This window comes from Thiorhodovibrio frisius (assembly GCF_033954835.1).
In the GTDB taxonomy this organism is placed as follows: Bacteria; Pseudomonadota; Gammaproteobacteria; order Chromatiales; family Chromatiaceae; genus Thiorhodovibrio; species Thiorhodovibrio frisius.
Genome location: NZ_CP121471.1, coordinates 1,065,406 through 1,077,391 on the forward strand (window position 1 = coordinate 1,065,406; position 11,986 = coordinate 1,077,391).

The 11,986-nt window shown below is 61.6% G+C and carries 6 protein-coding genes; 1 reads left to right on the plus strand and 5 read right to left on the minus strand.

Features of this window, described 5'->3' with window-relative positions:
* Nucleotides 1-145: 145 nt before the first annotated feature.
* From gshA to aspS, 4 genes are all read right to left on the minus strand, one after another.
* Nucleotides 146-1,774, minus strand: coding sequence for a glutamate--cysteine ligase (gshA, locus tag Thiofri_RS05135; protein ID WP_009150644.1), 1,629 nt, complete (start codon nucleotides 1,772-1,774; stop codon nucleotides 146-148).
* Between the two features lie 23 nt (nucleotides 1,775-1,797).
* The gene (locus tag Thiofri_RS05140; RefSeq protein ID WP_009150645.1) at nucleotides 1,798-3,948 is read right to left on the minus strand and encodes a carboxy terminal-processing peptidase; all 2,151 of its coding nucleotides are present in this window, start codon (nucleotides 3,946-3,948) and stop codon (nucleotides 1,798-1,800) included.
* Nucleotides 3,949-4,286: 338 nt separating this feature from the next.
* Complete coding sequence (gene nudB / locus Thiofri_RS05145) at nucleotides 4,287-4,748, minus strand: dihydroneopterin triphosphate diphosphatase (RefSeq protein WP_009150646.1); 462 nt, start codon at nucleotides 4,746-4,748, stop codon at nucleotides 4,287-4,289.
* Nucleotides 4,749-4,865: 117 nt separating this feature from the next.
* A complete protein-coding gene (gene aspS, locus Thiofri_RS05150) occupies nucleotides 4,866-6,644 on the minus strand; it encodes an aspartate--tRNA ligase (RefSeq protein WP_009150647.1) in 1,779 nt (592 codons plus the stop codon).
* A 360-nt stretch (nucleotides 6,645-7,004) separates the two neighbouring features.
* Between aspS and Thiofri_RS05155 the strand changes: the two genes are divergently transcribed.
* Nucleotides 7,005-8,927, plus strand: a complete 1,923-nt coding sequence (locus tag Thiofri_RS05155) for a methyl-accepting chemotaxis protein (RefSeq protein ID WP_009150648.1) — start codon at nucleotides 7,005-7,007, stop codon at nucleotides 8,925-8,927.
* Nucleotides 8,928-9,022: 95 nt separating this feature from the next.
* On the opposite strand, the gene mutS is transcribed toward Thiofri_RS05155, so the two are convergent.
* Nucleotides 9,023-11,746, minus strand: a complete 2,724-nt coding sequence (mutS, locus tag Thiofri_RS05160) for a DNA mismatch repair protein MutS (RefSeq protein WP_009150649.1) — start codon at nucleotides 11,744-11,746, stop codon at nucleotides 9,023-9,025.
* Nucleotides 11,747-11,986: the final 240 nt, after the last annotated feature.

The window sequence follows — 11,986 nt, forward strand, 5'->3', positions numbered from 1 at the left end:
AGCCAAGCCTGGCTGCGAATCTCGCTTCTGTGAATGGCCCTGGCCGTGAAGCGAGCATTTGATGTTCAGGGGGCAGCCCTATGCACCTTAGTCTAATACGCCAGTCGCCGGCCTGCACTGACCGGGCGGCCCATTGAGGGTCAGTCTAGCGAGCTTCCTCGAGCTGAGAGGGTTGGCTTTGATGAAAATAATCCGCGAGGAAGTCATCGAAGCTGCGCTTGTCTGCGGCTTCGATACGCTCCTGCTTGGCGAGCGACTCCTTGCTTAGAGCATCGAGCTTCTGCCGTGCCGCATCCGGCAGCTGCTGATGCTGAAACGCCTGGCGGTGAATCTCGCTCAGCCGGCGCGCAAAGGTGGCGAAGCCTTCGCCCTGGGCGCGCATCTCTGCGAGCATGCGCGCTGAGGGGGTGATGTCTGGTTCTCGCACCTTCTTGAGTTGTGCTTGCACGCTGGCCTGATGCGGGCCAGCGGAGCCGCCGTCGAGCAGCGCGGCGACATCTTCCATCTGTGTCAGCACACTACGAGCCCAATCGGTCAGGGGCATGGCGTCTGTCTCGCGTTCGAGCTTGAGTCCCGGCTCGCGTCCGCGATGCGCGGCCGTGACTTCGTTGGCATCGATCGCCCGGCGTTCGCGTGAGTTAATGCGCGGGCTAGAGCGCAACAGGCTGTGGAACATGAAGGTGGCGAGGAAATAGAGTTGCTCCTCGTCAACACCCAGCGGATGGAAGGCGTTGACATCGACAGAGCGCAGTTCGACATAACGGATGCCACGCCGCCGCAGTGCCAGGGTTGGGCGTTCCATGCCCTCGGTAATCTGTTTCGGTCGCACCGTGCTGTAATATTCGTTCTCTATCTGCAGCACGTGATCATTGAGTTGTTCATAGCGACCGGCGACTTTCACGCCGATGCTCTCGTATTGAGGGCAGGGGGTTTCGATGGCCCAGGTCAGGCTGCGGACATAGGCATCCAGGCTGTCGTAGCTGGCCTTCATGCCGGTACCTTCTTCCTGGCGATTTTGGTAGCCGATGTCACCCATGCGCAGCGACGTACCGAAGGGGCGGTAGTAGGTGTGGTCGTCAAAAGACTGGAGTTCGTCTGGTGCGCCTTGCACGAAGCTTTTGCATACCGCTGGCGAGGCGCCAAACAGATAGGGCACCAGCCAGCCGAGACGTTGCAGGTTGCGCACCATGCCCATGTACAGGGCGTCGCGGAAGGCGTGCGAATCGCTGCCAGCCTGGTCCTCGAGGTTCTCGTGTTGGCCAAAGGCGTCGTGCAGGACAGGCCAGAGATCCTCGCGCAGGGAGAAGTTAAAGTGCACCCCGGAGATGACTTGCATCACCCGACCATAGCGGTTGCCGAGCCCGCGGCGGTAGATGGTCTTCATCTGTCCCGCGTTGGACTCGCCATAGTAGGCCAGTGGGATGGCCGCGTTGCCGCCAATCACACAGGGCATGCTGGTCGCCCACAGGCGCTCGTTGCCGATATGCTGATAGACGAACAGATGCAGATTGTTGAGAAACTCAAGCGCCGCAGCCGGCGTTGTAACGGCCGGCGTGACCAGTTCGATCAGGGCCTCGGAGAAGTCGGTGGTGATATGGGGATGGGTGAGGGCGGAGCCTAAGGCGGTGGGATGCCGGCTGCGCGCAACTTCCCCATCCGGCGTCACTCGCAGGGCTTCTTTTTCCAGTCCGATCAGATAAGCCTGGTGCAGCAGGCCGGCGGGAAGGCGCGCGAGGGCGGCAAGCCGCGCATCGAACAGCGAATCCTGGGGCATTGGGTACGCGGTCTCTCCCTAGCCTAATCGCGCATGACTGCGCGCGGGCGCTGCGCGCCGCCCTGCTGCTTGATCAGGTCGGCAAGAATGCGCGCGGCTTCATCGACTTGAATCGCATCGATCACTTCTTGCTGCTTTTCGAGTGCCTCCTCATCAATGGGGTCAACATCCTCGTCGACCGGTTCGATGCCACGGCTGCGCAGGAAGTTATTGCGCTCTTCTTTTAGTGCTTTGTCGCGGCGCTCGGATTCTTGACGACGCTCATCTTCGCGCAGTGAGACCAGATCCCGGTCTTCAATTTCGGACAGCATGCGGCCCTGGTCAGTCAGCATGCGAAAGCCGGGGTCGCGGGCGGTGCGCTCGGCTGAGCGGGATATTAGCCCGTCGAGATCAACATGGTTGAACTTCTGGTAGTTAGCCGGGCGGATGCTGCCCCAAGGCAGGGCGTTATCGAGCGAACGTTCGCCATGGTCGTCGCTGTCGTAGCCAAGATTGAACGGGATGTCAGGCTCAACACCCTTGAGCTGGGTGCTGCCGCCGCTGATGCGGAAAAACTCAGCCATGGTCAGGCGCAGGCGTCCAAGATCGATGTCTGGCACATAGCGATTGAGGTCGATGAGTGTTTGCACCGTACCCTTGCCGAAGGTGGGCTCGCCGACGACAATGCCGCGGCCGTAGTCCTGGATGGCACCGGCGAAAATCTCTGAAGCTGAAGCGCTGTTGCGATCAACAATGACCGCAAGCGGCCCTGAGTAAAGGATCTCGGGGTCGGGATCGGTCTCGACTTCAACCTTGCCGAAGGAGTCCTTGACCTGAACAACCGGGCCCTCCTCAATGAACAGGCCGGTCAGGGAAGTCGCTTCGGTCAATGAGCCACCGCCGTTGCCGCGCAGATCGATGACGATACCGTCGACTTTTTGTTCTTTGAGTTCGGCGACAAGTTTGCGCACGTCGCGGGTGGTACTGCGAAAATCCTGCGTGCCACTGGATTCAGCGCGGAAGTCGCGGTAGAAAGCGGGTACTTCAATCACTCCGATGCGCAGATCCGGTGCGTTGTCCAGCTTATCAATGACGTAGGACTTGGCAGCCTGGTCCTCAAGCTTGATCTCGTTGCGCACCAGGGAGACCTCGCGCATGCGTCCACCGCCGGAGATCTCCGCTTTGGGCAGGAGTTGCAGGCGCACCATCGAGCCCTTGGGGCCGCGAATCATGTCGACGACATCTTGCAGGCGCCAGCCGACGACGTCCTCGAAGTCGCCATCCACGCCTTGGGCAACGCCGACAATTTTGTCGCCGGTGTTCACCATGCCGGACTGACGCGCCGGACCACCGGGAATGGTGCGCTGAATCACGGTGTACTCGTTATCCGCGCGCAGCACAGCGCCGATGCCTTCGAGCGAGAGGCGCATGCTGATGTCGAAATTCTCCGAGGTACTCGGAGACATGTAGGCCGTATGTGGTTCCAGACTTTGGGTGTAGGCGTTGACAAAGGTCTGGAATACATCGTCGGTATCGAACTGATGAATTCGCCGGCGGATGCCCTCGTAGCGTTTGCGCAACTGCTTGCGGATCTCGGTATCGTCCTTGTCGGCCAGTTTGAGCGTGAGGTAATCGTTCTTGACCCGCTTGCGCCAGAGATCGTTAAGCTCGGTTTCGGACTGCGGCCAGGGTGCTTCGGCGCGATCAAACTGGTAGGTGTCAGGCTGGCTGAAATCGAAAGGCTGGTTGAGCAGTCCCAGGGCAAATTCAACCCGGTCATCGACCCGCATGCGGTAAACCCGGAAGATATCGAAGGCTACATCCACCTGACCGAGCGCTAAATCATCGTCGAGTTTGCTAGCGCTGGCGAGGAAGCGCTTGACGTCACGGTCGAGAAAAAATGACCGGTTTGGGTCCAACGCCTCGAAATAGTGCTCGAGTGTATTGGTGGCAAAGGCTGGGCTGAGCTCAAAATCCCGATAATGAAAGCGTTCGAGCACCTTGTTGATGACCACGGCTGTTTTGGTCTGGCGCTCGGTCGGGAATAGGGTCGCGAGACTGACATCGACGGGGCGGGCCGCTGCATCGAGCGCGCTGCCCAAAGCAAGCAGCATTGCAATCAGCAGCACAAGCGGCGTCTTGAACAACCGGGTTGACCTCCATTGGAGCGTTGGTCGAAGCACGAACTTTTTCATGGGCCGGACTCGTTGTGGCTTGCGGGTCGATGTGTTAGCTGGAGATGGCAGCTTTTCAGTGCCTGTGCGAGGCAGCTCGCGATGGCTTGAAAACCTGGGGACATCTGTTTGATCCATGCTGATTTTTTAGAGATTAGCGGCAAGCGGGCAACACTTCAATGGCATCGCTGTGAAACAGCGGATTCATTCTCCGGTCCGGGGTGGTCGGTCCGGGCTATGAGCGTTGCCCTGTAATAGCCGCTTTATCATCCGGGGTGACTGGGACCATGAGTGTCAGCCCGAATGTCACTGGCCGGATGATGATCGTGCTGGGGCGCCTGGCGTCTGATGCTTCAGTGTCAGGCGGGTGCATGGCCGGCGAGTAGGCGCATGGCATCACGGTTGGTCCAGGAACCGGCTAATTCCAGAGCGCCGGCGAGGTCGAGCCATTGATAACGGCTGTGCTCCTTTGCATTGAGGCGGATCAGGCGGCGGCCCGGCAGGCTAAGCGCGAACCAATACTCGCGGTTAAAGCAGTGGCTTTTGCGGTAGCGCGCGCGCCAGGCGCGGATGATGGGGAAGAGCCGCGATTGGCGCAGATCAATCAGTTGTGCACTGCCGAGCAGGCCGGTTTCTTCTTCCAGCTCACGCACGGCCGCTTGTCTTGGGCTTTCGCCGGGGCGCAGACTGCCAGTGACGGATTGCCAGAAATTGCTCGGATTGGTGCGTTGCATCAGCAGAAATTCCCCAGCGCGCGTAAAGACAACCACCAGCACCGAGGCTGGGCGCTTGAACTTTGGTTGCTTTGTCTGGCGTGCCATGGCTGCGTTGCTCTGGTTGATTGTTTTGGCCAACAATATTCTGGTGGAGGTGAATTAGTTTGTCTTGTCAGCACGTGACTGGGTTTACCACCAGACCCGACATCATTCCAGCCCGCCTCAGCTGGTCGCGCGCAGGCGCAGCGCCAGCTCCTTAAGCTGCGCCTGATCGACCGCAGCCGGCGCACCGGTCAGCGGGCAGGCTGCGGCCTGGGTTTTCGGGAAGGCCATTACGTCGCGAATCGAGGGGCTTGCGGTCATCAGCATCACCAGCCGATCGAGCCCGAAGGCGATGCCGCCATGCGGCGGGCAGCCGAATTTGAGCGCCGTGAGCAGGAAGCCGAAGCGATCATTGGCGTCCTCCTCGCTGATTTGCAGCAGCTCAAAAATCCGCCGCTGCACCTCCTCGCGATGGATACGGATGGAGCCGCCGCCAAGCTCGGTGCCGTTGAGCACCAGATCGTAAGCGCGCGACTTGCAAGCCCCAGGGTTGCTGGCGAGCAGCTCGAGCTGATCCTCGCCGGGCGCCGTGAAGGGATGATGCAGCGCCTGCCAGCGGTCGGTCTTTTCATCCCGCTCGAACATCGGGAAGTCGACCACCCAGACCGGACGCCAGGCATCCTCGGCCAGGCCGCGCTCATGGCCGAGCTTGACGCGCAGCGCGCCGAGAGCTTCGTTGACCACACGCGTCTTGTCGGCACCGAAGAAGATCAGGTCGCCATCGACCGCGCCGGTGCGCTCCATTACGCCGTCAACAGCCGCGTCGGGTAGGTTCTTGAGGATCGGCGACTGCAAGCCCTCGCGGCCCTTGGTTGCCCAGTCATTCACCTTAATGTACGCCAGACCTCGGGCGCCAAAGATGCCAACATACTTGGTGTACTCGTCGATCTCCTTGCGCGAGAGCTTGGCGCCCTCCGGCACCCGCAGCGCAGCGACTCTGCCGTTGGGGTCGTTGGCCGGGCCGGCAAAGACCTTGAAGTCGACGTCCTGCATCAGATCTTTGACATCGACCAGCTCCAACGGCACGCGCAGATCGGGCCGGTCGGAGCCATAGCGCTGCATCGCCTCGTCATAGGTGAGGCGGGGGAAAGGATCGGGCAGCTCGACGCTGAGCACCTCGCGGAACAGCTCACGAATCATGCGCTCCATCAGGGCGGTCAGCTCGGCCTCGTCGATGAAGGACGCCTCGATATCGAGCTGAGTGAATTCCGGCTGACGATCAGCGCGCAGGTCTTCATCGCGGAAGCAACGCGCAATCTGATAGTAGCGATCCATGCCCGACATCATCAGCAACTGCTTGAACAGCTGCGGCGACTGCGGCAGGGCATAGAACTCGCCCGGATGCACCCGGCTTGGCACCAGGTAATCGCGCGCGCCCTCGGGCGTGGACTTGGTGAGGATGGGCGTTTCGATGTCCAGAAAGCCCTGATCATCCAGAAATCGCCGCAGGGTGCTGGTGACCTGAGCGCGGGTGCGCAGCCGCTGCTGCATCTCCGGGCGGCGCAGATCGAGATAGCGATAGCGCAGGCGCAACTCCTCGTTGACGTCCGCGTGGTATTCATCAAGCTGAATCGGCGGGGTTTCCGATGCGTTTAACACCTCAAGCCCGGTGGCCAGGACCTCGATCTCCCCGGTTGGCATCTCGGGGTTGACAGTGCCCTCGGGCCGGTGCCGCACCCGCCCCTCAACCCGCAGCACATACTCGCTGCGAATCCGCTCGGCCTGGGTGAATATCTCGGCGCGATCCGGATCGAAGACCACCTGGACCAAGCCGCTGCGATCACGCAGATCGACGAAAATCACCCCGCCATGATCGCGCCGGCGATGCACCCAGCCGCATAGCTCGATGGTCTGATCGATAAATCCAGTGTCAATGGTGCCGCAATAATGGCTGCGCATGGCGTTCGAGTCCTCGAGTCCCTGTTCCCGGTCGCAAATGAGATCATCTCCCGCCAAAAAAGTTACGCCTTAAAGCGGCGAGTTAGGCTGCTTCGAGCGGCATTGACGAGGCGTTCAGGAAAACAGGCTAGCTTAGCCGGTGGCGGCGCATCCGACAAGAAGTAGAGCAGCCCATTTGAGTGAAAAGGCTGCGGAGAAATGCACTGGCGGAAGCTGGCAGCGCAGAAATTACCGGGCAGAATTATCTGGCAGAAGTCTCCGATAGCATCGCCCGTGGTTTTCGGCTTTGTTGGATTACTGCATTTCGGCCCGACATCCGCTGTATCATAGTGCATTCACCTCAGAGTCGCGCCCAAAACAATGAACGCAAAGTCCCTGCAAGCGAAAGTCACCGCCGCGCTGAGCCTGTTTATCGTGCTTGCCACCCTGGGGGTGGTGATCGTGGTCTCCATCACCCAGAGCGATGCCATTCACGCGCGGGCTGATCAGGAGGTCAGGACCAACCTCAATCGGGTGCGGGGACTCTTGTCCGTGACTGACGCGCTCATGAGCGAGCGCGTTGCCTCCTCCATGGCGCTGCTCAAAGAGCGTGGCGCCGAGCTTGGCACCCCGTCGATCGGCGAACCGGTGCGGGTGAAGGATCGCACCCTCGGCGATCTCCTGCTTGGCGAGGAGCCGCAGGCCAACCGCTTCGAACTTGTCGACGGGGTTACCAAGCTGATGGGTGGCACAGCGACGCTGTTCGTGCGCCAGGGCAGGGACTTTGTGCGCATTTCGACCAACGTCAAGAAAGACGGTCAGCGCGCCATCGGCACCATCTTGGCGCCAGACGGAAAAGTGATCGAAATGATTCGCGAGGGCCGTTCCTTCGCCGGTCAGGTCGACATTCTCGGCACCCCCTATGTCACCAGTTATGAGCCGATGTTTAACGCCACTCGTGAGCTGGTGGGCATCTGGTACGTCGGCTACAAGGCCGATCTGGGAGAGTTGGAACAGACGATCCGCGAGAGCCACATTCTCGAGCAGGGGTTTCTGGCTCTGGTCGATGATCAGGGGCGGGTGCGCTTTCATTCCCACGAGCAGGATGATATTGCCCAAGCTGTGGTGGCGGGCAAGCGCGACGATTGGGTGGTCGAACGCGTCGATTACCCCGGTTGGGGATATCAGGTCGTCGCCGCCTACCAGGAATCCGAGATTCGCGACCGCATCCTGAAAACCGTCGGCATCATCGTCATCAGCGGTGTGATCCTCGGCGCATTCGCCATTCTTGGCATCGGTCTGCTCGTCAAAACCCTGGTGATCGTGCCGGTGCGGGATGCGATGGCGGTGGCCCAACGCATCAGTGATGGCCACTTGGATACGCCAATCAAGACCTCCCGCAACGATGAGATCGGTCGTTTGCTGAGTTCCCTGGATCGGATGCAAACGGTGCTGCGCGGATTCATTGATCAGATCTGCGACACCGCGCGCGAGCTCAGTTCGTCATCCGATGAGCTGAGAACGGTCACGGATGAAACAGTGCGCGGGGTCGGCGATCAGCACGCCCAGACCGATCAGGTTGCCACGGCGATGAATGAGATGGCCGCCACTGTCGCGGAGGTTGCGCGCAACGCTGCCGCCGCAGCCGAAGCCACCGGAAGTGCCGACCGCGAAGCACGCGAAGGGCATCGGGTGGTGCAAGGCACCATGAGCGCGATTGAATCCCTGGCGCAAGAAGTCGAGCGTGCCGCTCAGACAATCCAGAAGCTCGAACAAGACAGCGAGAAGATCGGTACCGTCCTTGATGTGATCCGTGGCATTGCCGAGCAAACCAATCTCCTCGCGCTCAATGCGGCGATCGAGGCAGCGCGTGCCGGTGAACAGGGGCGTGGCTTCGCGGTGGTGGCCGATGAGGTGCGGACGCTGGCCACCCGCACCCAGAGCTCAACCCAGGAGATTTCCGGGATTATCGACGCGCTCCAGGTGGGTTCGCGCGAGTCAGTTGCGACCATGAGCGAAAATTGCGATCGCGCCCGACGGACTGTGGAGCAGGCGGAGTTGGCGTCCAGATCGCTCACCACCATCACGGATGCGGTGGCGCAGATGAACGACATGAACAACCAGATTGCCGCCGCCGCCGAAGAGCAGACCGCTGTGGCCGAGGAGGTGAACCGCAACGTCACCGCGATTCGCGACATTGCCGAGAGCACCAGCGATGGCGCGCAAAAGAGCGCAAGCGCTTCGGCCCGCTTGGCCGAGCTGTCGGATGATCTGCGCGAGATTTTGAGCCAGTATCAGAAATGACGTGATCAGCGCGATGGCGTTTCCGGCCCAAAAGGGAAACGCATTTGCGATGGGAAGACTCTGAGTTTGGTGATTCTGGCTGGTGACGACGCGGATTAGCGATTTTTGTGATCGAGCTGCCTGAGCTCATAGAGCAGGTCAATCGCTTGGCGCGGGCTTAGATCATCCGGATTGATGGCGCGCAGGCGCTCGAGCGCTGGGCTCGGCAGTTCGGCGGGGAATAGCGACAGCTGGGCCATGTGAGTCCTGTCCTGATCCCTTATGGGATCGCGGCCCTGATCCCGCTTCTGATCAGGCCCCTGGTCCCGCTCCCCATCGCCTTCTCTCTTCGGAGGCAGGTTCTGGCTGGCCGCCTGACGCTGGCTCTGATCCTCGAGCTGGCGCAGCCGCTCGCGGGCGCGGGCAATCACCTCCGCCGGCACTCCGGCCAGCGCGGCCACCTGCAAGCCGTAGCTCTGGTTGGCCGGTCCCTCGCGCACGCTGTGCATAAAGACGATCTTCTCGCCATGCTCAATGGCCTCGAGATGCAGGTTGGCGATGCCGGGGTGCTCCTCGGGCAGGCTGGTGAGCTCAAAGTAATGTGTCGCGAACAGCGTCAGCGCGCGCAATCGGGTGTCCAGCTCCACCGCGCAGGCCCAGGCCAGCGATAGCCCGTCGAAGGTGCTGGTGCCGCGGCCAATCTCGTCCATCAGCACCAGGCTGTTCGCGCTGGCGTTGTGCAGAATGTTGGCCGTCTCCTCCATCTCCACCATAAAGGTCGAACGACCGCCGGCGAGATCATCGGCGGCTCCGATGCGCGAAAAGATGCGATCAATGGGGCCGATTTGTGCGCTGCGCGCCGGCACGAAGCTGCCGGCATGGGCCATCAGCACGATGAGCGCGGTTTGGCGCATGAAGGTGGACTTACCGCCCATGTTGGGGCCGGTGATGATCAGCATGCGTCGCTCGGGGTCGAGCCGCACGCTGTTGGCGACAAAGGGCGCGTCGCTCAGCTGCTCCACCACCGGATGGCGGCCGTCCTCGATCTCAATGCCAATCTCGCCGCTCAATTCCGGGCGCGTCCAGCCAAGCCGCTCGGCGCGCTCGGCCAGATTGGCCAGCACATCCAGGCTGGCGATGGCGGCGGCCGTGGTTTGCAGCGCCGCCAGATGCGCGATCAGCTGGGCGAGCAGCTCGTCGTAGAGCATTTTCTCGCGCGCCAGGGCACGCTCGCGGGCGCTCAGCGCCTGGTCCTCGAAGCGCTTAAGCTCTGGGGTGATGTAACGCTCGACGCCTTTGAGCGTCTGGCGGCGCTGGTAGTCGTCCGGGACCTTGTCGGAATGGGTGCGACCGATCTCAATGTAATAACCATGCACCCGGTTGTAGCTGACCTTGAGTGCCGGGATGCCGGTGCGCTCACGCTCGCGCGCCTCCAACTCCAGCAAGAACTGATCGCCATGCTCGGCCAGGTTGCGCAGTTCATCCAGCTCAGCATCGTAGCCGGGTGCTAGCACGCTACCGTCGCGGATCAGCATCGGCGGCTGCTCGATCAGCGCACGCTGGAGCAGGTCGCGGACCTCGGGATGGTCCCCTAGGTCTTGATCCAGGCTTGTCAGCAGCGGGCTGTCGAGCGCCGCCAGTGACTGGTGCAGCTCAGGCAGCAGGCCGAGGGCATCGCGCAGCGTGGCGAGGTCGCGTGGGCGGGCGGAGCCTAGTGCCACCCGCGCGAGAATGCGCTCCAGGTCGCCGATGGCCGACAGAGTTTCGCGCAGCGGCTCACCGCGGGCGGTCTCGATGAGCGTGGCGATGGCGTCGTGTCGTAGGCGTACATCGTGCACATCGCGCAGTGGGCGATTCAGCCAGCGGCGCAGCAGGCGCGCCCCCATGGCGGTGCGGGTGTTGTCCATGATCGCGGCCAGGGTGTGCCCCTCCTGACCGGACAGCGTCTGGGTCAGCTCCAGATTGCGCCGGGTCGCCGCATCCAGAATCACCGCCTGATCGCGCTGCTCCACCGTCAGCCCGCGCAGATGGGGCAGGGCAGCGCGCTGGGTGTCTTTTACATACTGCAGCAGACAGCCAGCGGCGCCGACGGCCAGGCGCAGCCCAGTATTCGATCTGGAGTCGGTCGCTGCGCCGGAGCCAGTATCGACCCCGCCGCAGCCAAAGCCCGAGAGATCCCGGGTGCCGAACTGCTCGCATAGCATGCGCTCGGCGCTGTCCGCATCGAAATGCCAGGCCGGGCGTCGGGCCAAGCCGCTGCCGAGCGCCAAGCGTTTGTCGAGCAAGCTGTCCTCATCCAGCAGCAGTTCCGCCGGTTGCAGCCGCTCGAGCTCGGCGCTCAGCGCTTCAAGACCGCTCAGTTCCAGCAGCGTGAAGCGTCCGCTGGCCAGCTCCAGGCTGGCGAGCCCAAAGGCAAGAGCGCGGCTGTCCGACTCACCCTCGGTGGGTGCCGGCAGGGATTGCTCGGCGACGGCGCACAGCAGATTCTCTCGGCGCTGATCAAGTAATGCCTCGTCGGTAAGCGTCCCCGGCGTGACAATGCGCACCACCTCGCGATCAACCGGACCCTTACTCTTGGCCGGATCGCCCGTCTGCTCGCAAATGGCAACCGACACACCCTGACGCACTAGGCGCGCCAGATAGCTCTCGGCCGCGTGATAAGGGATGCCTGCCATTGGAATCGGCTTCCCCGCCGACTGTCCGCGCTTGGTCAGGGTGATGTCGAGCAACCGCGCCGCGCGCTCCGCATCCTCGAAAAACAACTCGTAGAAATCCCCCATACGATAAAACAGCAGCATGTCCGGATGCTCGGCCTTGATCCGGAGGTACTGTTGCATCATCGGGGTATGTTTGTTTTCAGTCACTTGTTTGCGGCTTGATGTGTGCGGTAGTGGCGGGAGGCATGGCGGCCTGAGCTGGCAAAGTTTATCACCTACTTTGCCGAGCTTTGCAGGCGTGGCGGATTTTCAGGACGTATAATCCGGATCTGAATTGCATCCGCTTAAACCCTCCTTTGTGCCGGATTGTCGTGCTGGCGATCCGCCGTTGGTAGACATGCTCTAGGTCCAGGAGTTGAGCGC